The following is a 23,139-nucleotide window of genomic DNA, read 5'->3' as shown; positions in this document are numbered from 1 at the left end:
CGTGACCTGGAGCAAGGGAGCCGGTGTGCCGTCGAGCGATCCTTCCCGCGCCCGGCCGGACGCCCGGCCGGCTGTCGGCAGCCGTCCGGGCGGCGCAGGCGCCGTCGAGGCGCGGCGCTGGGCCGAGGCGCTGGCCGCCGTGGCGGCCGCGGTGGCCGGAATGCTCGTGGTGGCGGCGCTGGGCCTGTGGGCGGCGGGGGCCGACGGGCTCCCCGCGGGCGGCTTCGGTCCGGTCCTGGCGGCAACGGTGCTGATGGCCTTCGGGGCACCGGCCCGCCTGGAGGGCAGCGCCGCCTTCGTCGCGGGCGCCCACGGCGGCATCACCGCCCTGCCCCTGTCGGTCGGCCTCACCGGCGCGCTGCTGCTGGGCTGGCTGTTCCTGCGTCCGCTGCGGCTGCACGCGGTGGTGACGGGACGGGAACTCGCGGGCCGGGCGGCCCGGGTCGCGGTGCTGTGGACGGTGGCGCTGCTGCTGCTGGCCTGGCCGGCCCGGCACAGTTTCACCGTCTCGACCGGGGAGCCGCTGGTCGACGAACTGGGCGGGCTGCTCGGGGCGTCGCCGACGGTCGGCTTCGCCGTCGACCCCGGCCCTGCGGTCGGCTACGGCCTGCTGTGGCTGGCGGTCGTGCTGGCCGTGGCGGTCGCGGTCTCCCGCCGGACACCGCTGCCCGTCAGGCTGCTGCGGGCCGGCCCGGCCGTCCGCCCGGCCGCGCACGCGGTGCTCTCCCTGCTACTGGTGTACGCGGCGGTGGCCGTCCCGGTGGGGCTGGTGGAGGCGGCGGTGGGCGGCCATCCGCGGCAGACCCTGGCGGTGGTCCTGCTCGGGCTGCCGAACGTGGCCTGGCTGGCCCTGGGCATCGGGATGGGCGCGTCCTGGCAGGGGCACGTCTCGGGCGACCTCGGCCTGCCCGTCCCCCAGCCGCTGTCCGGCGCGCTGCGCAGCAATCAGGACGTCCGGCTCGACCTCGGCCTGGTGGCCCAGCAGGACGGCCGGGCCTGGCTGCTGCTCGCGCTGGCGGTGGTCGCCCTGCTGCTGACCGGGCTGGGCATGGCGATGCACGCGCCGCCGTCCGTCCGGCCCTGGCAGCACGCGGTGCGCCTCGCGGTGGCGATGGCCGTCGCCATGCTGCTGATCGGCCTCCTGACCACCATCTCCGCGGCGTACGGGCTGTCGCTGCTGGGCCTCGGCGGCGAGGGCCAGGCGCACCTGCGCCCGAACCTGCTCACCGCCGTGCCGATCGCGGCCGGCTGGGGTGCCGTGGCCGGGCTGCTCGGCGGTCTCACGGCGCGCCGGGTCCGCCGCGACCGGCCGGGCGTCCGGTCCTGAAACCGGTGCCGAAGGTCCTGGCCGGCGGCTGCCCGGCGGCAGGCTACCCGTCGTGGCCGGCGGCTGCCCGGCGGGGGCTACCCGTCGGCGCCGTAGACCGGCCGGGCCCAGCCGGGGGCTCCCGGAGCGGGAGGTCGCGGGCCGGTGCGGGGGCGCCGCCGCGGGGGCGGCAGCGGCGGACTCGACGGCGGCGGACTCGACGACCTGGGGCACCATCTCGGTCGGCGACGGGACGGCGAGGGCCGCCACGTGCTCGGCGCCGCGCAGCGCGCCCACGAAGGCCAGGCAGCTCTCGTACCGCTCGTCCGGGGTCTTGGCGAGAGCCTTGACCAGGACGGCGTCGAGGGCGGCGGGCAGCTGCGGGCGCTGCTCGGAGATCCGCGGAGGTTCGTCGTTGAGGTGGGCCCACAGCTGCGCGAGGTCGTCGTCGCGCCGGTAGGGCGGGTCGCCGGAGAGCATCTCGTAGACCACGCAGGCGAGGCTGTAGACGTCGCACCGGCCGTCGACCGGTTTGCCGTTGATCTGCTCGGGGGCGACGTAGTCGAGGGTGCCGACGAACTGGCCGACGGTGGTGAGACCGGAGAGCGACAGCGACTTCTTGGTGAGCCCGAAGTCGGTGAGGTAGACGTGCTCGGGGTGGTCGCTGTCGGTACCCTCGGCGACCAGGACGTTGCCCGGTTTGACGTCGCGGTGGACGAGTTCGTGGGCGTGCGCCGCGTCCAGCGCCGAGGCGACCTGGGTGGTGATCCGGACGGTCTGGCGCAGCGACAGCGGCCCCTCGCGGTCCAGCAGGGCCCGCAGGTCGCGGCCGCGGACGTAGCGCATCGCGATGAAGAGCAGGCCGTCGGCCTCCCCGGCCTCGTAGACCGGGACGATGTGCGGGTGGTCGATGGCGGCCGCGATCTTGGACTCGCGGGCGAACCGCTCGCGGAACACGTCGTTGCGGGCCAGGTCGGGGGCGAGCAGCTTGACGGCGACGGTGCGGCCCAGGCGCAGGTCCTCGGCGCGGTAGACGACGGCCATACCGCCCCGGCCGACCATTTCGTCGAGGCGGTAGCCGGCGAGCCGGTGGCCGGTCAGGTCGGTGGGGGCCGCGGTCGTCATGCGGCGTCACCCCTCGGGTGGGAGCCCTCGGAGACGGGCGGCTCCACGGTGGCGTAGGTCTGCAGCCGGGTGCCGTCGCTGTAGTACCAGCGGCCCTGGTCGAGGTCGAGCAGCCAGGCGGACGGGCCGTCGAGGACGGCGCCGAGCCGCAGGTTGCGGGTCCGGTCCCGGAAGGTCTCCAGGTCGATCAGCCCGTCGGCGTACTCGCCGACCAGGCGGCGGTAGGAGGCCAGGGCCTGTTCCAGGGCGGCGAGCAGCGGGCGCGGGTCCTCGGCCGGGGTGAGCGGCCGGCCGGTGCCGGGCGGCGGGTGCGGCAGCGCGACGAGCATCCGGCCGTCGACCCACGCGGACCAGCCGTTGGAGCAGACGACCCGCGACCAGTTGCCGCTGCTGTCGGCGACCCGTACGGGCAGCAGCGGGTCGAGCCGCACCGACGGCCGGGACGGGTCGGGGCTCGCCCAGGTCTGCAGGCCGTCGGCGGGCGCGACGTGCGTGGGGTCGAAGTCGAAGGGTGCGGTCATCGTCTCACCGCCGCATCACAGCCGGTTCGTGGCGGCGGAGCAGCCGGGACACGATGAAGCCGAACACGATGCAGAGCACCACCATCATGCCCATGTCGAGCAGCCAGACGGACGGCTTGTGCGCGAAGAGCGCGTCGGCGGTGGAGGACTCCGGGACGAGGGCGTGCAGGTCGAGGGTGGAGGCCATGGCGGCGAACGCCCACCGGGAGGGGACGAGCCAGGAGAGCTGGTTGAGCACGAGGGTCTGGTCGAGCCGGAGCAGGGCGCCGCAGAACACCACCTGGACGATCGCGACGAGCACCAGCAGCGGCATGGTCACCTCCTCCTTCTTCACCAGCGCGGAGATGACCAGGCCGAGCATCATCGCGGTGAGCGCCAGCATGGCGACGGCGAGGGTGATCTCGGCCAGGGGCGGCAGGAAGACCCCGCCGCCGCCCTGGGGTCTGAGGTCGACACCGACCAGGGCCACCATGGTCAGCACGACGGCCTGCACGGCGGTGACCGTGCCGAGCACGATGATCTTCGACCAGAGGTACGCCGATCTGGACAGGCCGACGGCGCGTTCCCGCTGATAGATCACGCGTTCCTTGACGAGCTCGCGGACGGCGTTGGCGGCGCCGATCAGCACGGCGCCCACACAGAGGATGAGCAGGGCGTTGAAGACGGAGTTCTGGTCCAGCTTGCTGCCGGCCAGGGCCGGGCCATCGCGCCCATCACGAACGGCAGTCCGATCATGACGGCGAGGAAGGTCCGGTCGGCGGTCAGCGCCCGGGTGTAGCGGCGGCACAGGGTGCCGACCTGCTTGCGCCAGCGCTGCGGCGGGGAGGGCGGCGGGGCGGCCACCTCCTCGGGGTGCACGGGCGGGGCGGCCGGCGCTGGGTGGTTCATCGCGCCCGCGATGTAGCGGCGGTAGGGGCTGGACGCGCGGTACTGGCCGGCCCAGTCGCGGTCGGTGTCGTTCTCGAACGCCTCGAAGGCGTCCGGCCAGTCGTGGAACCCGAAGTAGTCGAGGCTCTCGCCGGGCGGGCCGTAGTAGGCGATCCGGCCGCCCGGGGCGAGCAGCAGCAGACGGTCGCACATGTCGAGGCTGAGCACGCTGTGGGTGACCACGATGACGGTGCGGCCGTCGTCGGCGAGGCTGCGGAGCATCTGCATGACGGAGCGGTCCATGCCGGGGTCGAGGCCGGAGGTCGGCTCGTCGAGGAAGAGCAGGGACGGCTTGGTGAGCAGTTCGAGGGCGACGCTGACCCGCTTGCGCTGGCCGCCGGAGAGACTGGAGATGACCTGGTCGGCGCGCTTGCCCAGGCCGAGTTCTGCGATCACCTCCTCGACCCTTGCCTCTCGTTCGTCGGCGGCGGTGTCGTCGGGGAAGCGCAGTTCGGCGGCGTAGTTCAGGGCGCGCCTCACCTGCAGCTGGGTGTGCAGGATGTCGTCCTGCGGGACGAGTCCGATCCGGCGGCGCAGCTCGGCGTAGTCGCGGTAGAGGTCGCGGCCGTCGTAGCTGACGGTGCCCTCGTCGGCGGGGCGCAGCCCGGTGAGGGCGTTCAGCAGGGTGGACTTGCCGGCGCCGGACGGCCCGGCGACGGCGAGCAGGCACTTCTGCCCGACCGGGAAGGTGACGCCGTCGAGCAGGGTCTTGCCGCCGCCGACCTTGACGGTGAGCCGGTCGACGTCGAGGTCGATGTCGCCGGTGTCCTCGAACTGCTGGAGTTCGTCGCCGACCAGGCAGAAGACGGAGTGCCCGATGCCGATGAGGTCGCCGGCGCCGACGATGGCCTGCAGGACGGGCTGGCCGTTGAGGAAGGTGCCGTTGTGGCTGCCGACGTCGGCGATCTCGTAGCGGCCGTCGCTCCGGGCGCGCAGTTCGGCGTGCCGGCGGGAGACCGACAGGTCCTCGACGACCAGGTCGTTGTCGAGGGCGCGGCCGATCCGGACGACCCGGGCGGGCAGCCGCCGGACGTCGGTCGGCGGCCGGAACGAGCCGGTGATGGAGGTCAGCGCGGACGGCTGCCTGATCCGCGTCGCCGCGGGCGGTGGCAGCGCGTGGAGGGTGCAGCAGGGGCCGTCGGAGGCGCTCCCGAAACGCAGCACGCTGCCGGGCCCGACGTCGAGGTGCTGGACCCGGCGGCCGTCGGTGAACGTGCCGTTGGTGGATCCGGTGTCGTCGATCGTCCAGTGCGCACCGTCGGTGTGCAGGACGGCGTGGTGCCAGGACACCCGGGGATCGCTGAGGACGATCTCGCTCGCGGGGTCGCGGCCGAGGTGATAGGAGCGGCTCGGGGTGATGACCTGCGAGTCGCCCTCGGTCTCGAGTACCAGCTGCGGCGCGGTGAGCGCGGCGGGTCGCTCTCCCATACGGTCGATGCTAGCCCGGGGCCGGACGGCCCGCCCGGTGCGCCCGGCGCTGCGGGCGTGACCTGCACACGTCCGCCGACATGCCCACCGGCAGGCGATTCGGGCGGAAACAGGAGTGTCACCCGGTATGTCTTGGGGCATGACGAATTCGAACTTTCGACCGCGAATCGGGGAGGCTCCGTGAACACCTGGGCGACCTGGACGACACAGGGAATTCTCGCCGGGACAGGCGGGATCCGGACGGTCGAGCTCGGCGTCATCAAGGGCGATCTGACGATCCACACGACGTGGATCGACGGCGAGGCCCGGCTGACCGTGCAGTACAGCGGGGCGCTGGACTGGTACACCGTGGACGGCAGTCCGGTGCCCGCCGCGGACGAGGGGACCGCCCGCGAGCTCCACCAGCGGATGGTGGAGGCCGTCAAGGCGGGTGGCGGTGCCGGCGCACCGGGCTGAGCGGCGGCTGCGCCGTCCGGTCTGCCTGGCGGCGGCTCTCCTGCTCGCCGCCTGCAGCGCGCCCGGCACCGGGAGTTCCCTGCCGACCAGGGTGGTCACCGCGAGCCGCACCGCGTCGCCGCTCGGCGCGGACGACTGGCCGACCTACCACCGGAACGCGCTGCGCACCGGGGTGGCACCGGGGGCCGCACCGGTGGGGCCGCCGAGGACGGCCTGGACGGTCCGGCTGGACGGCGCCGTCTACGGGCAGCCGCTGGTGGTCGGCGGCCGGGTGCTGGCGGCCACCGAGAACGCCACGCTGTACGGGCTGGACGCGGCGAGCGGCCGGGTGCTGTGGAGCCGTCATGTGGGCGATCCGGCCAGGGCCGGCGAACTGCCGTGCGGCAACATCGACCCGCTCGGGATCACCGGCACCCCGGTCTACGACCCGGACACCGGCCTGGTCTTCGCGGTGGCGGAGCTGACCGGCGGGCGGCACGTGCTGGTCGGGCTGGACGCCGCCACCGGCGCGCTCGTGGTGCAGCGGGAGGCGGAGCCGCCGAAGGGGACCGGGTCGCCCACCAGCAGCGGGCCGCGCTCGCGCTGTGGCACGGCCGGGTGCTGATCGCCTACGGCGGGCTGTTCGGCGACTGCGGGGACTACGTGGGCAGCGTGCTGTCCGTCCCGACGAGCGGCGCCGGCCAGGTGCTCTCGTACGCGGTGCCGACCGGCCGGGAGGGCGGGATCTGGGCGACCGGCGGCCCGGTGGTGGACGGCGACCGGGTGCTGGTCTCGGTCGGCAACGGCGAGTCGGTGTCGGGCGGTTACGACGGCTCGGACTCGGTGCTGGCGCTCTCCCCGAGCTGCAGCGGGTCGACTGGTTCGCGCCCTCGACCTGGGCGGACGACAATGCGAAGGACCTCGACCTGGGGTCGCTGGCCCCCGTCCGGGTGGGGGCCTTCGTGCTGGCGGTGGGCAAGCGCGGCACCGCGTACCTGCTGGACGCGCAGCGGCTGGGCGGTCTCGGCGGCCAGATCGCGCAGCGCGACGTGTGCCCGGCCTACGGGGGTGCGGCGGTCGACGGGCAGGCTGTCTATCTGCCGTGCCAGGACGGGCTGGTGCGGCTGACGGTCGGTCAGGACGGTTCGCTGCGGCAGGACTGGCGGGTGGACATGGAGCGGGGCGGTTCTCCGGTGGTCGGCGGCGGCGCGGTCTGGGTCGTCGACGACGGGCGCGGCGAGCTCATGGCGCTGGACCCGGTCGACGGGCGGGTACTGCAGCACGTGGCGACCGGGCCGGTGCCGCACTTCGTCTCGCCCGTCCTCGCCGGCGGACGGGTGCTGGTCGGGACGGCCTCCGGAGTGACGGCCTTCGCGGTGGGCTGAGATCCGGGTGCGACCTTTCGGTCTCCCGCGGCGTCAATGAGGAGTGGGGGCTGCGGTTCGGTCGACGCCCCCCAAGATCATCTGATCATCCGTCAGCTGATAACGTACCGGCCGAACCGGGGGCGTGGACGACGCGCGCGCCCCGCCCATCCATCTCTGGAGCATCTGTGCCCGCACGCCTGCACCGCCGCGCCCTCCCGCTGGCCGCCGCCGCGCTCGCGGCCTCCCTGCTGGCCGGCTCGGCCCAGGCCGACAGCCCCTCTCCGGCCGACCCGACCCTGACGGCCGACCTGGACGCCCTGCTCTCCGACGCCCGGCTCGCCAACGCCCAGGCCGGTGTCCAGGTCCTCGACGCCGCCACCGGACAGGTCGTCTACCAGCACCAGCCGGACGCACTGCTCACCCCGGCGTCCACCCTGAAGACCGTGACCACGGCGGCCGCCCTCGACCTGCTCGGCGCCGACCACCGGTTCACCACCGAGGTCCGCACCACCGGCACCCGCTCCGGCGGCGTGCTCCGCGGCGACCTCGTGCTGCGCGGCGGCGGCGACCCCAGCCTGCTCACCCAGGACCTCGACGACCTGGCCGCCAAGGTGGCCGCCGAGGGCATCACCACCGTCACCGGCCGGGTGCTCGCCGACGGCAGCCGCTTCGAGCGGACGGGGCTCGGGCCGGGCTGGGCCTGGGACGACGAGCAGTACTCGTACAGCCCGCAGATATCCGGCCTGACCGTCTCCACCGACGGCGAGTACACGATGGACACCGCCCAGGTGACCATCACCCCGGGTGCCGCCGGCGAGCCGGCCAAGGTCACCCTCAACCCGGCCGAGACGCCGATGAAGTTGACCGGCACCATCACCACCGGCGCGGCCGGCAGCGCGTCCGGCGCCACCCTGGAGCGCCGCCTCGGCGTCAACGAACTGCTGCTCGGCGGCAGCGTCCCTGCCGGCGGCGCGGCCACCACCTCCTGGGTCACCGTCGAGGACCCGACCACCCTGGCCGGCCGGGTCTTCGCCGGCGCGCTCGCCCGGCACGGCGTGAAGGTCGTCCGCGGCGAGCAGACCGCCACCGGCAGCGAGACCTCCGACCTGCTGGTCGGCCACGACTCCAAGACCCTGGCCGAGCTCATCGTGCCGATGCTCAAGCTCAGCAACAACGGCATCGCCGAGACGCTCGCCAAGGAGATCGGCAAGGTCAAGGGCGGGACGGGCAGCTGGAGCACCGGCATCGCCCAGATCAACGGCTTCCTCAAGGCCAACGGCCTGACCGTCCCGGCCGGCCGCCAGGTCGACGGGTCGGGACTGTCGCGCTACGACCTGATCACCCCCGCCAAGATGGCGGGCCTGATGCGGCTCGCCCAGGACAAGCCCTGGTTCCAGGCCTGGTACGACGCCCTGCCCGTGGCGGGCAACCCGGCCCGGCTGGTCGGCGGCACCCTCACCGCCCGGATGCGCGGCACCGCCGCCGAGAACAACGTGCACGCCAAGAGCGGCTCGATGAGCGGCGTCGACAACCTCACCGGCTACGTCACCGCGCCGGACGGCCGCAAGCTGGTGTTCACCGCCATGTTCTCCAACTTCGCCGGGACGAGCCCGCGGCCGGTGCTGGACGCGATCGCCGTCCGGCTGGCCACCGGGCACACCGCCGCCGCCACGCCGTCCACCGCCCCGGCCGCACCGCGGCTGCGCACCCAGGCGCCCGCCCTCGTCGGCAGCGCCCCGGCCCCGACCGGGGGCACGCGCTGGGAGGACTGCGAGTCGCTCGGCCACTGCTGAGCGCTCCGCCGGACGGGTGGACCGCGTGACGCACGGGGCGCAGCGGCACCCCTGAGGCGAACACCCGGACGACGCCGCGCCGAGCCCGTCCCGCCCGTGACCGGGACCTGTCACCATGCCTGCGACAGGTCCCGGTCACGGGCGTCGGGCACGGCACAGGAGGCGGCATGGCGGGTGCACGGTCCATGATCCAGAACGCCAGGAGCCACCTCGACCACCCGGACGACCTGTCGCGCGCCGACCGCTTCGCGCGGGAGCCCGGCCGCCCCGGGCGGTCCTGGTGCGCCGACTTCGTCGCCGCCGTCGCACGGGAGAGCGGCAACGCGGCGTCCTTCCCGGACACCGACTCCTGCGCGGTCGGCCGCGGCTGGTTCGCCGACCGCGGACGGCTCTCCCGGCACCCCGCCGTCGGCGCCCAGGTCTTCTTCGGCGGGCCCGGCCACCCGTACGGGCCGGGCGGCGCGCACACCGGGCTGTGCATCGCGTACACCCGGAGCACCGTCACCGTCATCGCCGGGAACACCGACCGCGGCGGCTCCCCCGGCGGCGACGGCGTCCACCGCCGGGTCCACCGGCGGCCGTCCGCGTTCGTGGACTCCTTCGGCTACCCGGCCTACCCGGAGGGCCTGGTCTGCGCCGACGCCGCCTGGCGGGGCCGGCCGGGGTCCTCCACCTCCCGCTGCAGGCCACCGAGGCGGACCTGCCCGACCCGGCGGCCCTGGTGGCCCCGGAGGTCGCGGCAGGCGTTGCCGGCCTGCTGCTGCCGCGTGCCACCACCGGGTGGCCCACGCCGGGCCGGGACCTCCCGGGCCCACGCCACGGCGGCCCACCCGGCGGCGGACACCAGCGCGCCCACGAGCGATGACCGCCTCCGGACGGCCCGCGACGGACACAATGAGGGCATGAGCGAGGACGTGGCGGGCCTGTACCGGGCCCTGCTGGACGGCTGGAACCGCGGCGACGCGGGGGCTTTCGCCGCCTGCTTCGCCGACCACGGCAGCATGGTCGGGTTCGACGGCAGCACGGTCGGCGGCCGCCCGTCCATCGAACGGCACCTCGCCGCGGTCTTCGCCGACCACCGGACGGCGGCCTACGTCGCCCGGGTGGACGAGACCCGGCCGCTGGGCCCGGACACCGCGCTGCTGCGCGCCGTGGCGGGGATGGTCCCGCCCGGCGCGTCCGACCTCAACCCGGCGCTCAACGCCGTGCAGAGCCTGCTCGCCCGGCGCTCCACCGGCGGCGACTGGCGGATCGAGCACTTCCAGACCACCCCCGCGGCGTTCCACGGCCGCCCCGAGGAGAGCGCACAGCTCACCCGGGAGCTGCGCGAAGTCCTGCGCGGCCGCGGCTGACGCCCACCGCACCACCCCGTGCCCACCGGCCACCGGCAGGCGTACGGGCTAGCGGCAGGTGTACGGGAAGCTCACCGAGGCCTGGCCGCTGCCCGGTGTCACCACCTCCAGGGTCGCCGTGGCCTGCATGGCGCCCTTGCCCTGGAACGTCCAGCGGAGCACCACCTCGGTGGTCGCGCGACCGCTCGGGACGGCCTGGGTGAGCACCCCGGAGTCCGTGCCGTCGCTGCGCCGCCAGCGGTAGCGGACCGTCCCGGCCCCGCCGTCGGTGGCCAGCGTGCCGGTGACCACCGCCGTACCGTCGCAGCCCGGGCCCCGGGCGTTGTCCGTCCGGACACTCACACCCGTCACGGCTGCCGGGCGGCCGTAGCGCTCCCAGCCGAACCACGCCAGCACGGCGATCAGCAGCACCAGCGGCAGCAGCAGCCACCGGCGCCGGCGCCGCGGCGCCTCGGGCACCGGCACCGGCGCGGCGGCCGCCGTCCCGTGCCACACCGCGGCCGCCTGCGGCGGCACACCGGGGCCGAACCGCCGCAGCCCCTCGTCCGCCGCCGGCGCGGCCGGGAGCACCGGCGGCTCCGGCGCCGCGGGGGCACGGGCGACGCCGGGGGCACGGTCGGCCACACCTCGGGGTCGAGGAAGGTGGCGCTCTCGAACCCGGCCGGCTGCGGCGCCGACGGCGGGGGCGGGACGGAGGCGGCCGGCTTCGCCGTGTTCAGCCGGACGGTCGCCCCCTCCACCGGCGGCGGCACCTGACCGAGCCGGACGGTCGCCTCCGGCCCGCCCGGCAGGGGCCGGGCCGCCAGCTGGACGGTCGCGTCGGGCGAGGGCTGCGCAGGCGGCGGGGCGCCGAGCCTGAACGTCGCCTCGGGGTCCGCCTGCGGCGGCACGGGAGGCCGCCCCAGGCGGACGGTCTCCTCGGGCGAGGGCTGCGAGTGCTGCGAGGCCTGCACGGTCGCCGGGGCGGGGCCGAGCCGCACGGTCTCCTCGGGCGACACCGGCGTGACCGGGCCGAGCCGGACGGTCGCCTCCGGCTCGGTCGTGGGCTGCGGCGGGGTGGGGCCGAGGTGGACGGTGGCGTCCGGGTTCGGCTGCTGTGAATCGGTCATGTCCTCTAATCCTTGTGATCAGCCGATGACGGGGCAGTAGCCGGTGGTCGGGCCGGCCGAACTGCCCTGGCCCCTGAGCGCGGCCGGGTCGGTGCTCACCACGGCGGTCCAGTACGGCGCCCGGAGGTTGACCGCCGGCGCGGTGAACGTGTGGCCGAACTTCGACGAGCCCTTGGGGATCGCCACCGACTCGCTGCTCACCCGGGCAAGAGCTGCCTTGACGCCGGTCGACCGGTACCAGGTGATGGTCAGGGTGCCCGCGGCCGCACCGTCGGAGGTCAGCGAGACCGTGGCCGTGGTGTTGCTGTTCCAGCAGCTGAGCGGGGAGATCCCGAGCGAGACCACCCGCAGGACGGGCGGCGGGCTGGGCGAGGGCGACGTGGACGGGGGCGGGCTCGTCGGCGGCGCGCTCGTCGGCTTCCTGCTCGCGCTCGGGCTCGCCCACGGCGAGGTGCTCGGCGAGGCCGACGGGGACGCCGAGGGAGAGGCCGAGGCCGACGGTGAGGCGGACGGGGACGCCGGGGCGGCGGCCGACGGGGAGGGGCTGCCGTCGTCGCCGAAGCTGGTGGTGGCCTTCGGGGCAGCGGCGACATCGGTGTGCCCGTCCGCGTCGGAGGCACCGGCAGCGGCCACACCCGCGAGCGAACCGCCCAGGATGACCAGGCCCGCGGCGGCGCTGAGCACCTTGGCCCTGGTGCCGAAGCGCCGGACGGCCGGGCCGCCACCCGCGCCCCCGGGCGGCGGCAGCGTGGTGGTGGCGACCGAGGTGGTGCCGGCCGCGGAGCCGTGGGCGCTCGGCAGCAGCCAGGGCAGCAGCAGGACCAGGGCCGCGAGGTCGCGCCGGCCGCGCTCCTCCCAGTCGGCCCCGTAGGCGCCGGCGGCCAGCGCCTCCAGCTCGACGACCAGGTCGGCGGCGCCGGTCGGCCGCTCACGGGCGGTCTTGGCCAGGCCGGAGCGGATCAGCGGCCGCAGCGGCTCGGGCGCCTGCTCCGCCGGGATGTCCGCCTCGGTGTGCTGGACGGCGAGCTCCATCAGGGTGGTGCCCGCGTACGGCTTGGCGCCGGTCAGGCACTCGAAGAAGGTCGCGGTGGCGGCGTACACGTCGGTGGCCGGGAAGCCGGCTCGCCGGCCCACTGCTCGGGGGCCATGTACGCGGGCGTGCCGGCGATGTCGCCCTTGGTGCCGGTGCGCAGGGCGATGCCGAAGTCGACCAGCTTGGAGGCGCCCTCGGTGGTCACCAGGACGTTGCCGGGCTTGTAGTCGCGGTGCACGACGCCGGTGCGGTGCGCGTCGGCGAGGCCGAGCAGCGAGCCCTTCAGGACGGTGAGGGCGGCCTCGGGGGTGGTGGCGCCCTCGGCCTGGAGCAGGTCGCGCAGCGAGATGCCCTCGACCGGCTCCATGACGATCGCGGCGCCCTCAGGGCCCTCGACGTACTCGTACAGGCGGGTGACGTTCGGCGAGTCCAGGGCGCCGAGGAGCTCGGCCTCGGTGCGCAGGTTCTCGTGGTCGGCCCCGGCACCGAGCAGGTACTTGATCGCGACGGGGGTGCCGGTGGCGTCGTGCCGGGCCAGCACCACCCGGCCCACGGCGCCCGCGCCCAGCTCACGGCCGTGGGTGTAGCCGGGCAGCTCCCACCGCGCGTCCTCGGGCGCCGTCCCGCCCGTGCCCGTGCTTCTGTTCTCGTCCACCGTTTCCGCCACCCTGCCGTCCTGGACCGCACGGTCGTGCGGCCACCGGGAGTGACGCACCCGCGGGCCGGTGAGTTCCGGTCCGCGGGTGGGTGGCAGGTCACGATTCGGGTGATTCGCACACTACTTCTCGCGGTCCCGGGGCTGTGCCCCGGCAGGCCGCGGTGGGTCGTACACGGTCACTCGGTGTCACGGCGGCGGGCCGATTCGGCGGACTCCGCCGCGACCGAGCCGGCGTGCACGAGCCGGTGGCCGAGGTCCATCAGGGCCCGGCCGACGGCCAGCTCGTCACCGATCACGGGGACGGCCGGGTCGTGCGCGGAACGGCGGGCCTCCGCGTCGGCCGACATCACCGGCCCGTCGGTCAGGACATCGGCGGCGGGCAGCAGCACGGCGTGCGCGCGGGTGGTGTCGCCGTCCTCGGTGACCTCCAGCCGCACCTGCCACTGGCTGGTGTGCGGTTCGCCGCCGGCCATCGCCCCGCTCACCTGGACGTGTCCTCGGGCATCTCGTCGAAGCGGTCGCCCTCGGCCGCCGACTCGTCCTGCGCGTGGGCCGTCTGGTACGAGGTGATGCCCTCCTCGGGATCCCGCGAGCGCACGTCCTCGTCGTCGCGCTCGGCCTTGTCGCTCATCCGCTGCTGCATGTCGGACATCGCCGGCTCCCTCTCCTCGGGCGGCCGGCGGACCCTCGGCGCGTCGCCACGACGGGCGCGACCGGCCAGCCGCGTTCCATGCCTCCAGCGTGCTCCTGCGCGCGGCGCGCGGCCACACCTGGGCCCGGCCGGTCCGTACCCGTCCGGCCGCCCGGTTCAGCGGGCCGCGGCGGCCGGGCCCGTCCCCCGACCTCCGCCAGCAGCGCCGGGTTGACGATGCCGACCACCGCGCGGACGTCGGCCGGGCACACGGCCGGCCAGAGCACCGCGCGGGCTCCGCGGTAGCGGTCGGCGAGCCGCAGCCGGTCCGCCTCGGGGAGCAGCGCGGCACGGTCCGCCAGCGCGTTGTGCGCATTGTCCGCAATCTTGACCAGGGTGGCGGAGTGGTCGGTGACGATCTGCCGGAGCATCGCCGGGTAGGCCACGCCCGGCGCCCGGGTCACCCGGCGTACGGTGGCCACCACGCCGAACGGCACCCCGGCCCGCAGCAGGTCGTCGGCGGTCACCGGGGTGTCCTCCAGCACGTCGTGCAGCAGCGCGGCCATCCGCATGCCGGTGCCGAACGGCGCCACCCCGGCCGCGACGGCGCGCACGTGCTCGACGTACGGTACGCCGATCCGGTCGAACTGTCCGGCGTGCGCCTCCGCGGCGAGCGCATCGACATCGGCCAGGGTCAGCTCGGGCACGAGCGGCTCCTTCACCCTTGGTAGGGATTCGTCAGTTCCCGCGCAATATAGTCGACTTGGCAGAACAGGAGGACAACGGGGTGCGGGCCGAACCGATCTCCCCGGAGCGGCTGGCCGCGCTGGTCGCCGACCGGGCCGCGGACATCGCCGAGGGCGGCGCCCCCTGGGTGCGGGTCGCCGTGGACGGGGCGGCCGCCGCCCGTCCGGGCGCCCTCGCGGACGCCCTGGTCGACCCGCTCCGGCTGCGCGGGCACCCCGTGCTGCGGGTCTCCGCCGCCGACTTCCTGCGCCCCGCCTCGCTGCGCCTGGAGTACGGGCGGCACGACGCCGACGCCTTCCACGACCTCTGGCTGGACGACGGCGCCCTGCTGCGCGAGGTCCTCGCCCCGCTCGACCCGGGCGGCAGCGGACGGGTGCTGCCCTCGCTCTGGGACGCCGCCGCCGACCGGGCCACCCGCGCGCCGTACACGGTGCTCGGGCCGGGCGGCGTGCTGCTGCTGGACGGGCCGCTGCTGCTCGGCCGCTGGCTGCCGTTCGAGCTGACCGTCCATCTGACGCTCGGCCCGGCGGCACTGGCCCGCCGCACCCCCGCCGACGAGCAGTGGACCCTCCCCGCGTTCGCCCGCTACGCCGCCGACACCCGGCCGGCCGAACTCGCCGACCTCGCGGTGAAGGTGGACGACCCCGGCACCCCGCGCTGCTCACCGGCTGAGCCCGCCCGGGCGGTGCGGCGCCGGGCCGCGCTGGCAGTACGGACACCAGAAGGCCGGCCGGTTCTCCGCGTACGGTGCGGTGCGCACGGGCGTGCCGCAGCGCGAGCACGGTCGCCCGGCCCGGCCGTAGACCCACGTCCGCCGGCCCGGCCGGGGGTCGTTGGTGGTGATCCGCTCCGCGCGGAGCCGGTTGGCCTCCAGCAGGTGGCGGGCCTTGGCCGTGATCCGGTCGAGCACGGCGACCTCGCCGACCGGCGTCCAGGGGGTGACGCCGGCCATGAAGCAGAGCTCGTTGGCGTACACGTTGCCGATGCCGGCCAGGTTGCGCTGGTCGAGCAGGGCCTCGCCGAGCGGGCGCTCGGGGGCCGTGGCGAGCCGGCGCAGCGCCTCGTCGGCGTCCCAGTCCGGGCCGAGCAGGTCGGGCCCGAGGTGGCCGACGGCCAGCTGCTCGTCGGCGGTGCGCAGCAGTTCGACGACGGGCAGCCGGTAGCCGACGGCGGTGTGGTCGGTGGTGGCCAGCACGGCCCGGATCTCGTGGGCGGGGCCGCCGCGCCAGCGCTCACCGGTGCGGAACACCGCCCAGCGGCCGTCCATCCGCAGGTGGGTGTGGAGGGTGAGCCCGCCGTCGAACCGGGTCAGCAGGTGCTTGCCGCGGGGCACCACCCCGGTGACGAGCCGGTCCGTCAGGTCGGCGGTGGCGTGCGCCGGGACGCGGAGGTCGGCGCCGGTGAGCCGACGGCCGGCGAGGGTCTCGTGGAGCTTCGCGGCCGTGCGGAACACGGTGTCGCCTTCGGGCACTCCCCCATCATGCGGGACCGGGGGGCGGGGGCGGTAGCCGCCGCGGCAGTGGCCGCCTACGCGTCGTCGCCGCCACTCCGGTCCAGGCCCCGGCGGCGGTTGCGGTGGGCGTGGCGCACCAGGCTGCCCGCCGCGAGGGTCGCCGTCGCCACGACGCGCGCCCAGCGGGGACCGCCGCGCTCCGCCCACACCACGCAGACGCACCCGCCGACGACGACCGTCAGGACTCCGAGCAGTACCGCACCGATCATTTCCCCACCCCGTTCCCGTCCGTACAGGAGCGATCATCCTCTCAGGTCGGGCCGGGGACGGCCGGACGGCCCGTCCCGCGGTTCTTACGGACCACTGACGGTCGGCCGCGCGCGGGCCGCGCCGGCCTCCGGGCGCACTAGCGTCGGCGGCATGGAGATTCTGCTCACCGGGGGTGCCGGGTTCATCGGGTCGGCCGTGGCACGGCAGTTGGCCCGCGAGGGGCACGGCGTCAGGGTGCTGGACGCCCTGCTGCCTGCCGTGCACCCCGGCGGGATCGCGCCGCGGTACCCGGACGGGGTGGTCTTCGAGCGGGGGACGTCCGGGACGCGGCGGTGGTGGAGCGCGCCCTGCGCGGGGTCGACGCGGTCTGCCACCAGGCGGCGATGGTGGGCCTCGGCCTGGACTTCGACGACGCACCCGACTACGTGGGCTGCAACGACCTGGGCACCGCCGTGCTGCTGGCCGCGATGGCCCGGGCCGGGGTGCGCGATCTGGTGCTCGCCGGGTCGATGGTGGTCTACGGCGAGGGGCGGTACCGGTGCCCTCTGCACGGCACCGTGGCGCCCGGGCCGCGGCTGGTCGCCGACCTGGACGCGGGCCGCTTCGAGCCGCCGTGCCCGCGCTGCGGCGCGGCGCTGGCGCCGGAAATGGTCGGCGAGGACGCGCCGGCCGACCCGCGGAACGTGTACGCGGCGAGCAAGCTCGCCCAGGAGCACCTGGCGTCGGCCTGGGCGCGGGCCTGCGGCGGCCGGGTGATGACGCTCCGTTACCACAACGTGTACGGCCCCGGGATGCCGCGCGACACCCCGTACGCGGGGGTCGCGTCGCTGTTCCGCTCGGCACTGGCCCGCGGGGAGGCCCCGCGGGTGTTCGAGGACGGCGGGCAGCGCCGCGACTTCGTGCACGTCGCGGACGTGGCCCGGGCCAACGCCGCGGCCCTCGCCTCGGTCGGCGGCCGGCCGGCGGGCACCGCCCGGGCCTACAACGTGGGCAGCGGCGAGGTCCGCACGGTCGGCGCGATGGCCCGGGCGCTGGCCCGGGCGTACGGCGGTCCGGCCCCGCGGGTGACCGGGGAGTACCGGCTGGGCGACGTGCGGCACGTGACCGCGGACTCCGCCCGGCTGCGCGCCGAGCTGGCGTGGCGGCCCGCGGTGCCGTTCGAGGCGGGGATGGCGGAGTTCGCGGCCGCGCCGCTGCGGGGATGAGGGCCGCGCGGGCGCACCGCCGACCGGGGAACGGTGTTCGCCCAGGTGGCGGTGGTCCGCACGGTACGCCGCGCGGACCGGGGCGCGGTCGTCCGATAGTCGGACCTACCCACCCCTTTGAGGAGGACGTATGCAAGCCCCCTGCGCCGCGCGCTGCTGGCGGTCACCGCCGCGTCGATGGCCGCGGCCGCCCCGCTCGTACTGGCCTCGCCCGCGGCGGCGGCCACCCTGATCGGCATCGACAACGCCCTCATCGACGCCAAGGTCCCGAGCCGGGCCCGCGTCGACGTGACCTATCTGTGCGACGTCCCGGCCGGTGAGACCTCGCTCAACGTGTCGGTCGAGCAGACCGATCCGGAGGACGCGGCGGCGGTCTCGTTCGGCAGCACCCGGGTGGCACCGTCCACCATCGTCTGCGACGGCCTGCTGCACACCCAGACGGTGGTCGTGCAGTCGAAGACGTACAACTGGCTCCCCGACGTCCCGGCCGTGGTGGTCACCGCGCTCTCCGACATCGGTTCGGTGCCGGCGGCCAGCGCGGACGCGAAGAAGCTGGTGCTCACGGTCGCGGCCGCGAGCTGACCCGCGCACCGGCCGGGTCGGCGGTGGGCGGTCAGCCCCCACCGCCACCCCGGCCGGCAGCGCGATCTCGAAGCAGCAGCCGCCCGCCACGTTGCGGACCGTCGCCCGCCCGGCGTGCGCCTCCACGATGCCGCGGACGATGGCGAGGCCGAGCCCGGCGCCGGTGTCGCCGTGGTGCGGGCCCGCCGCCGCCCGGGCGCCGGCGACCCGCGGGGTACGGGCCGCACCGCCGCGCCAGCCGGTCTCGAACACCCGCGGCAGGTCGGGCTCCGGGATGCCGCCGCAGCCGTCCGTGACCGAGACCAGCACCTCGTCCGCCTCGCGCCGGGCCGCGACCGCCACGACGCCGTCCTCGGGCGTGCAGCGGATCGCGTTGACCAGCAGGTTCGCCAGCACCCGGGTGATCTCCCGGCCGTCGACGTCGACCGGTTCGGACGCCACCCGGCCGCCTTCCAGGCGCACCCCGCGCTCGCGGGCCAGCGGCGAGGCGCCCGCGATCGCGTCCCCCACCAGGTCGTACACCGACACCCGGGACGGCGAGAGGGTGAGCGCACCGGCCTGGATCCGGGACAGCTCGAACAGGTCGTCGACCATGCCGGTGAGCCGGTCCACCTCGGCGCGCATCTGCGTCAGATAGCGGCCGGGGTCCTCGGCGACGCCGTCCTCCAGCGCCTCCGCCATCGCCCGCAGGCCCGCCAGTGGCGTCCGCAGGTCGTGCGAGATCCAGGCGATCAGCTCCCGGCGGGAGTGCTCCAGCGCCTGCTCGCGCTGCCGGGACTCGGCGAGCCGGGCGCTGGTGGCGGCCAGTTCGGCGCTGAGCGCGGCGAGTTCGGTGCCCAGCGGCTGCGCCGGGGCGGCGAAGCCGGCGTCGCTGCCGACCGTCCGGGCCGCCACCGCCAGCGCCCGGCTGCCGGCCACCACCTGCCGGCCGAGCAGGGCGGCGGTGATCAGCGAGACCACGGCGGCCATGCAGGTCACCGTGATCACCACACCGAGGTCGTGGTCGGACAGGAACATCGCCTGGGCCACCGCCACCGTGCCGGCGGTCATCGCCAGCACCGTCACCGCGGCGACGCACAGCAGGGACAGCGCGACCGAGCGGCGGCGCAGCATCCGCACCAGCGGCCAGCCGAGCAGGCCCGCAGCGCCCGCCCCGAGGGCGGCGAAGAGGGCGATCAGCAGCAGGTCCTTCACGAGGCGGGGCTCCCCACGGGGTCGAAGCGGTAACCGACGCCCCAGACGGTGCTGATCAGGCGCGGCGCGGCCGGGTCGTCCTCGATCTTCTCGCGGAGCCGGCGGACGTGGACGGTGACGGTCGAGAGGTCCCCGAAGTCCCAGCCCCAGACCCGCTGCATCAGCTCCTCCCGGCCGAACGCCGTCCCGGGGTGCCGCAGCAGGAACGCGAGAAGATCGAACTCCCGCAGGGTCAGGGCAAGTTCACGCCCGCTACGGCTGGCACGGCGGGCCTGGGGGTCGAGCGTGAGGTCGCCCGCCGCGAGCAGGCCCGGCGCTCCCGCGACCGCCTTGGCCCGGCGCAGCACCGACTGGATGCGCAGCACGAGCTCGCGCGGGCTGAACGGCTTGGTGACGTAGTCGTCCGCGCCGAGCTCCAGGCCGAGGATGCGGTCCGCCTCGTCGCCCTTCGCGGTGAGCATCACCACCGGCAGGTCGGCGCCGTGCTCGGTGGCGCGCAGCCGGCGGCACACCTCCAGGCCGTCGAGCCCGGGCAGCATGAGGTCGAGGACGACCAGGTCGGGCCGGACGGCAGCGGCGCCGGCCAGCGCCTGGTGGCCGTCGGCGGCCCGGTCGACCTGGTAGCCGGCCCGCTGGAGGTAGCCGGTCACGACCTCGGCGACGGTCGGATCGTCGTCGACCACGAGGATCCGGCCGGAGGGTGGAGTCTGGGTCACACCCCCGAGGATAGGAAACCCGGCGGCCGTCGCGTGTCCGTGCCGGGCCGCCGTACGACTTCCGTAAGGTGCCGGCCCGCGGCCGGGTGCGGCACTGCGCCGTACGACTTCCGTAAGGCCGCGGTGCGGCCGGGCGGCCCGGCGGTGTGGGTAGCGTCGTCGGCGTGACCAATCCCTCTCCTGCCCTTCCCGCGGCGGTCGACGTGGTGCTGCCGTGTCTCGACGAGGCCGAGGCCCTGCCCTGGGTGCTGGACCGGATGCCGGCCGGCTGGCGGGCGATCGTGGTGGACAACGGCTCCACCGACGGCTCGGCCGCGCTCGCCCGTTCGCTGGGCGCCACTGTGGTCGCCGAGCCCCGCCGGGGCTTCGGCGCCGCCTGCCACGCCGGGCTGCTCGCGGCCGACGCCGAGATCGTCTGCTTCCTGGACTGCGACGCCTCGCTCGACCCCCGCCAGCTGCCCCGGGTGGTCGACCCGGTGCGGGCCGGGGACGCCGACCTGGTGCTCGGGCGCCGGCGCCCCACCGCCCGCGGCGCCTGGCCGCTGCACGCACGGCTCGCCAACGCGGAGCTGGCCCGTCGGCTGCGGGCCCGGACGGGAGCCCCGCTGCACGACCTCGGGCCGATGCGGGCCGCCCGCCGCGACCGGCTGCTGGCGCTGGGGCTCGGCGACCGGCGCTCCGGGTACCCGCTGGAGATGGTGCTGGCCGCGGACGCGGCCGGGCTGCGGATCGCCGAGGTCCCGGTGGACTACCGGCCGCGGGCGGGCCGGTCCAAGGTGACCGGCACCGTGCGCGGGGTGCGGCAGGCCGTCCGGGACATGCGCGCGGTGCTGGCCGCCCCGCCGCCGACCCTGCTGGTGATCGCGAAGGAGCCGCTGCCCGGCCGGGTGAAGACCCGGCTGACCCCGCCGTACACACCGGAGCAGGCCGCCGACCTGGCGGCCGCCGCGCTCGGCGACACCCTGGCGACGCTGGACTCGGTGCCCGCGGGGCGGCGGCTGCTGGTGCTCGACGGGGCGCCCGGGCGGTGGCTGCCGGCCGGCTGGGAGGTGGTGCCGCAGGTCGCGGGTGGGCTGGACGCCCGACTGGCGGCGGCGTTCGCCGCGGCCCCGCCCGGTGCCCCCGCCCTGCTCGTCGGCATGGACACCCCGCAGCTCGCCGCCCGGACGCTGGCCGAGCCGCTCTCGGCGGCCCGGCGGCCGGGCGTCGACGCCTGGTTCGGGCCGGCGGCCGATGGCGGGTTCTGGGCGCTCGGGCTGGCCCGGCCGACCGCGGAGACGGCCCGGCGGCTGCTGCTCGGGCTGCCGATGTCGACCGCGCGGACGGGCGGGGCGCTGGCCGAGCGGATGGCGGCGGCCGGGATGACGGTGGAGCGGCTGCCGGTGCTGCGGGACGTGGACACCGCGCAGGACGCGGCCGAGGTGGCCGCGCTGGCCCCCGACGGGCGGTTCGCCGACTGCTGGCGATCGCTCGGCACCCGGGTCGGAGCGGTCCGTTGACGCTGACCGTGCCCTGGGTGGACGACCCGTTCGCGGAGGCGATGCGCACGGGCACCGGCCCGCTCTGGCTGCGCCGCTCGGACGGCGGTCGGGTCGAGCTGGAGGTGGACCGGTGGTGCGCACCGCCCGGCGGCGCCGACCTCGGGCTGCTGCGGCGCTGCCTGCTGGCCGGGCGGCCGGTGCTCGACATCGGCTGCGGGCCCGGCCGGCTGGTGACCGAACTGCTGGCACTCGGCGTACCCGCCCTGGGTGTCGACGTGACCCGGGACGCGGTCGCCCGCACCGCCCGGCTCGGCGGGGCGGCACTCTGCCGCTCGGTCTTCGACCGCGTGCCCGGGGAGGGCCGCTGGGGCACCGCGCTGCTCGCCGACGGGAACCTCGGGATCGGCGGCGACCCCGACGTGCTGCTCCGCCGCAGCGCCCAACTGCTGGCCCCCGGCGGGACGCTGTTCGTGGAGGTGGAGCCGCGGGACGTCGACGAGCGGCTCACCGTGCGGGTCGAGGGGCCGGACGGCCGCTGCGGGCCGGAGTTCGCCTGGGCCCGGCTGGGTGCCCCGGCGGCGGCCCGCCGCGCCGCCGCGGCGGGTCTCGCCGAGACGGACCGCTGGTCCTCGCACGGGCGGCGCTTCCTGGCACTGACCAGGTGCTGACCAGGCGGCCCGACCGGACGGCCCGACCGGGTCAGGACCAGGGCGTGCCGTCGTCGAGCCAGTCGCCGGGGATCCGCTCGCGCAGCCGCTCCAGCCCCTGCGGGGTGCGGGCCCGCGCCAGGAGGGTCGAGCCGCCGTCCACCCGCAGCACCACCTCGTCCCCGGCGTACCAGCGGCTGGTGTCGTCCGGCGGCCCGGCGAGCGGGTAGTCGGGGAAGGGCAGGCCGTCGTAGTGGCGCTCCAGGGCGGCCAGGCCGTCCTCGTCCAGCGCGTCGAGGAATGCGCAGCGGCCCTCGGGGGCGTGCAGCGACTCCGACAGGACGAGCTCCACGAGCGCCACCGAGAGCCGGTCGAGCCAGGGCTCCCACCGCTCGGCCTGCTTGTCGGCGAGGTCCGGGCGGATCGCCACCGCCGGGTCGGGGCGGTGGAGTTCGGCGAGCGGGATCCCCCAGACGCAGGCGCCCTGGTTCTCGTGACGGATCACCAGCGCCTCGCCGGCCCCGTCCAGGTGCAGGTCTGCGGGCGCGTGCAGGACGTCGTGGTTGCAGGTCAAATCGGGGCGCCGGCCGAACAGCGTGTACGCCTCGCGGAGCGCCGCCGGGAGCCGCAGCCCGAGCCGTTCCTCGGCGGCCGCCAGGTCCGTCTCGTCCCAGCCGTCGCCGTCGGCGAGCGGCTGGACCCAGTGGCGGGCGAAGTCCTGGACGAACCACCAGGCGGCGGCGCGGTCCTCCAGGCCGGCGGCGAGTCCCTCGACGAGGTCGAACCCTTGTGTCATGCTGCCGAGCCTACCGGTCCGTCGGCAACGCCCGTTCGCGCAGGGCGCGGTGACGCTGCGGCGGACCGCCCATCGCGCGGGCGGCCCGGCCGAACCCGGTGGCGGGCGCGGGCACCCGTCCGGCAGGATCGGCCGCATGGACGACGACTGGACTTCTCTCTACCACCTCACCGAGTCACCCGAACTGCCCCGCGCTTGGCTGGTGTTCGCCGTTTGACTGCGGGACCGCGGGATGGACTGGAGTCCGTTCCGGGCGGAGGAGGTGCGGATCGACCTGCACTGCACCCGGCGCCCCGACCCCGACGGGCAGTGGCGCTCCCACCGGACGGTACGGGTGCGGTCCGACGCTCTGCGGCGGCTGGG

The 23,139-nt window shown here is 75.9% G+C and carries 21 protein-coding genes and 6 pseudogenes; 12 read left to right on the top strand and 15 right to left on the bottom strand.

Going from position 1 to position 23,139, the window contains the following annotated elements; all coding sequences use genetic code 11:
- Position 1 precedes the first annotated feature (1 nt).
- Positions 2–1,327: a streptophobe family protein gene (locus tag ABEB13_RS36115; protein WP_345708880.1), complete on the top strand. Its 1,326-nt coding sequence runs from the start codon at positions 2–4 to the stop codon at positions 1,325–1,327.
- Between the two features lie 354 nt (positions 1,328–1,681).
- Here ABEB13_RS36115 and ABEB13_RS36110 read toward each other — a convergent pair.
- The 3 genes and pseudogenes from ABEB13_RS36110 to ABEB13_RS36100 form a co-directional block, all read right to left on the bottom strand.
- Positions 1,682–2,350: pseudogene (locus ABEB13_RS36110) on the bottom strand (serine/threonine-protein kinase); the annotation flags it as partial.
- 77 nt (positions 2,351–2,427) lie between these two features.
- On the bottom strand, positions 2,428–2,952 hold the full coding sequence (locus ABEB13_RS36105; RefSeq protein WP_345708879.1) for a hypothetical protein: 525 nt from the start codon (positions 2,950–2,952) through the stop codon (positions 2,428–2,430).
- Between the two features lie 4 nt (positions 2,953–2,956).
- A pseudogene (locus ABEB13_RS36100) lies at positions 2,957–5,307 on the bottom strand (ABC transporter ATP-binding protein/permease).
- Positions 5,308–5,487: 180 nt separating this feature from the next.
- On the opposite strand from ABEB13_RS36100, the gene ABEB13_RS36095 reads away from it, so the two are divergent.
- The gene (locus ABEB13_RS36095) at positions 5,488–5,763 is read left to right on the top strand and encodes a hypothetical protein (protein WP_345708878.1); all 276 of its coding nucleotides are present in this window, start codon (positions 5,488–5,490) and stop codon (positions 5,761–5,763) included.
- Positions 5,744–6,367 (top strand): outer membrane protein assembly factor BamB family protein, encoded by a 624-nt coding sequence (locus tag ABEB13_RS36090; protein WP_345708877.1) that lies wholly within the window; start codon positions 5,744–5,746, stop codon positions 6,365–6,367. The genes ABEB13_RS36095 and ABEB13_RS36090 overlap by 20 nt, the downstream gene beginning before the upstream one ends.
- Before the next feature lie 34 nt (positions 6,368–6,401).
- On the opposite strand, the gene ABEB13_RS36085 is transcribed toward ABEB13_RS36090, so the two are convergent.
- Complete coding sequence (locus ABEB13_RS36085) at positions 6,402–6,545, bottom strand: hypothetical protein (protein WP_345708876.1); 144 nt, start codon at positions 6,543–6,545, stop codon at positions 6,402–6,404.
- A 147-nt stretch (positions 6,546–6,692) separates the two neighbouring features.
- On the opposite strand from ABEB13_RS36085, the gene ABEB13_RS36080 reads away from it, so the two are divergent.
- From ABEB13_RS36080 to ABEB13_RS36070, 3 genes are all read left to right on the top strand, one after another.
- Positions 6,693–7,127: a PQQ-binding-like beta-propeller repeat protein gene (locus tag ABEB13_RS36080; protein WP_345708875.1), complete on the top strand. Its 435-nt coding sequence runs from the start codon at positions 6,693–6,695 to the stop codon at positions 7,125–7,127.
- Between the two features lie 167 nt (positions 7,128–7,294).
- Positions 7,295–8,902 carry a D-alanyl-D-alanine carboxypeptidase/D-alanyl-D-alanine endopeptidase gene (gene dacB, locus ABEB13_RS36075; RefSeq protein WP_345708874.1) on the top strand — a complete coding sequence of 536 codons (1,608 nt, stop codon included), beginning with the start codon at positions 7,295–7,297 and terminating at the stop codon, positions 8,900–8,902.
- Between the two features lie 167 nt (positions 8,903–9,069).
- Positions 9,070–10,254 carry an SgcJ/EcaC family oxidoreductase gene (locus ABEB13_RS36070; protein ID WP_345708873.1) on the top strand — a complete coding sequence of 395 codons (1,185 nt, stop codon included), beginning with the start codon at positions 9,070–9,072 and terminating at the stop codon, positions 10,252–10,254.
- A 48-nt stretch (positions 10,255–10,302) separates the two neighbouring features.
- Here the strand turns inward: ABEB13_RS36070 and ABEB13_RS36065 are convergent, their stop codons facing one another.
- From ABEB13_RS36065 to ABEB13_RS36040, 6 genes are all read right to left on the bottom strand, one after another.
- The gene (locus ABEB13_RS36065; protein WP_345708872.1) at positions 10,303–10,878 is read right to left on the bottom strand and encodes a hypothetical protein; all 576 of its coding nucleotides are present in this window, start codon (positions 10,876–10,878) and stop codon (positions 10,303–10,305) included.
- A 503-nt stretch (positions 10,879–11,381) separates the two neighbouring features.
- Complete coding sequence (locus tag ABEB13_RS36060) at positions 11,382–12,497, bottom strand: hypothetical protein (protein WP_345708871.1); 1,116 nt, start codon at positions 12,495–12,497, stop codon at positions 11,382–11,384.
- Positions 12,428–13,051: a serine/threonine-protein kinase gene (locus ABEB13_RS36055; RefSeq protein ID WP_345708870.1), complete on the bottom strand. Its 624-nt coding sequence runs from the start codon at positions 13,049–13,051 to the stop codon at positions 12,428–12,430. Before ABEB13_RS36055 ends, ABEB13_RS36060 begins: the two co-directional genes overlap by 70 nt.
- Positions 13,052–13,230: 179 nt before the next feature.
- Positions 13,231–13,539, bottom strand: a complete 309-nt coding sequence (locus ABEB13_RS36050) for a dsRBD fold-containing protein (protein ID WP_345708869.1) — start codon at positions 13,537–13,539, stop codon at positions 13,231–13,233.
- The gene (locus tag ABEB13_RS36045; RefSeq protein WP_345708868.1) at positions 13,536–13,706 is read right to left on the bottom strand and encodes a hypothetical protein; all 171 of its coding nucleotides are present in this window, start codon (positions 13,704–13,706) and stop codon (positions 13,536–13,538) included. The genes ABEB13_RS36050 and ABEB13_RS36045 overlap by 4 nt, the downstream gene beginning before the upstream one ends.
- The gene (locus tag ABEB13_RS36040) at positions 13,682–14,392 is read right to left on the bottom strand and encodes a phosphohydrolase (protein WP_345708867.1); all 711 of its coding nucleotides are present in this window, start codon (positions 14,390–14,392) and stop codon (positions 13,682–13,684) included. Before ABEB13_RS36040 ends, ABEB13_RS36045 begins: the two co-directional genes overlap by 25 nt.
- Positions 14,393–14,472: 80 nt before the next feature.
- Between ABEB13_RS36040 and ABEB13_RS36035 the strand changes: the two are divergent.
- Positions 14,473–15,102 (top strand): annotated as a pseudogene (locus tag ABEB13_RS36035) (nucleoside/nucleotide kinase family protein); the annotation flags it as partial.
- Here the strand turns inward: ABEB13_RS36035 and ABEB13_RS36030 are convergent.
- Together ABEB13_RS36030 and ABEB13_RS36025 are read right to left on the bottom strand one after the other, a co-directional pair.
- Complete coding sequence (locus ABEB13_RS36030; RefSeq protein ID WP_345708866.1) at positions 15,094–15,903, bottom strand: DNA-formamidopyrimidine glycosylase family protein; 810 nt, start codon at positions 15,901–15,903, stop codon at positions 15,094–15,096. The pseudogene ABEB13_RS36035 and the gene ABEB13_RS36030 overlap by 9 nt on opposite strands.
- A gap of 56 nt (positions 15,904–15,959) precedes the next feature.
- A complete protein-coding gene (locus ABEB13_RS36025) occupies positions 15,960–16,154 on the bottom strand; it encodes a hypothetical protein (protein ID WP_345708865.1) in 195 nt (64 codons plus the stop codon).
- 151 nt (positions 16,155–16,305) lie between these two features.
- Here ABEB13_RS36025 and ABEB13_RS36020 point away from each other — a divergent pair.
- Positions 16,306–17,360: pseudogene (locus ABEB13_RS36020) on the top strand (NAD-dependent epimerase/dehydratase family protein).
- Positions 17,361–17,984: 624 nt separating this feature from the next.
- Here ABEB13_RS36020 and ABEB13_RS36015 read toward each other — a convergent pair.
- Both ABEB13_RS36015 and ABEB13_RS36010 read right to left on the bottom strand, forming a co-directional pair.
- A pseudogene (locus tag ABEB13_RS36015) lies at positions 17,985–19,136 on the bottom strand (sensor histidine kinase); the annotation flags it as partial.
- The gene (locus tag ABEB13_RS36010) at positions 19,133–19,825 is read right to left on the bottom strand and encodes a response regulator transcription factor (protein ID WP_380232617.1); all 693 of its coding nucleotides are present in this window, start codon (positions 19,823–19,825) and stop codon (positions 19,133–19,135) included. The pseudogene ABEB13_RS36015 and the gene ABEB13_RS36010, both read right to left, overlap by 4 nt.
- Positions 19,826–20,109: 284 nt before the next feature.
- On the opposite strand from ABEB13_RS36010, the pseudogene ABEB13_RS36005 reads away from it, so the two are divergent.
- The 3 genes and pseudogenes from ABEB13_RS36005 to ABEB13_RS35995 all read left to right on the top strand — a co-directional run.
- Positions 20,110–20,697, top strand: a pseudogene (locus ABEB13_RS36005) (glycosyltransferase family 2 protein); the annotation flags it as partial.
- Entirely contained in the window at positions 20,671–21,351 is a 681-nt protein-coding gene (locus ABEB13_RS36000) for a TIGR04282 family arsenosugar biosynthesis glycosyltransferase (RefSeq protein WP_345709945.1), read from the top strand. The pseudogene ABEB13_RS36005 and the gene ABEB13_RS36000, both read left to right, overlap by 27 nt.
- Complete coding sequence (locus ABEB13_RS35995) at positions 21,348–22,001, top strand: class I SAM-dependent methyltransferase (protein ID WP_345708863.1); 654 nt, start codon at positions 21,348–21,350, stop codon at positions 21,999–22,001. The genes ABEB13_RS36000 and ABEB13_RS35995 overlap by 4 nt, the downstream gene beginning before the upstream one ends.
- A gap of 31 nt (positions 22,002–22,032) precedes the next feature.
- On the opposite strand, the gene ABEB13_RS35990 is transcribed toward ABEB13_RS35995, so the two are convergent.
- A complete protein-coding gene (locus tag ABEB13_RS35990) occupies positions 22,033–22,776 on the bottom strand; it encodes an SMI1/KNR4 family protein (protein ID WP_345708862.1) in 744 nt (247 codons plus the stop codon).
- On the opposite strand from ABEB13_RS35990, the gene ABEB13_RS35985 reads away from it, so the two are divergent.
- Positions 22,775–22,993: a hypothetical protein gene (locus ABEB13_RS35985; protein WP_345708861.1), complete on the top strand. Its 219-nt coding sequence runs from the start codon at positions 22,775–22,777 to the stop codon at positions 22,991–22,993. The two genes, ABEB13_RS35990 and ABEB13_RS35985, sit on opposite strands and share 2 nt — an antisense overlap.
- Positions 22,994–23,139 lie beyond the last annotated feature (146 nt).

Origin of the sequence: Kitasatospora paranensis (assembly GCF_039544005.1) — a bacterium.
GTDB lineage: Bacteria > Actinomycetota > Actinomycetes > Streptomycetales > Streptomycetaceae > Kitasatospora > Kitasatospora paranensis.
Note: the sequence above shows the minus strand (reverse complement) of the source record. Positions and strands in the feature narration are given on the sequence as shown.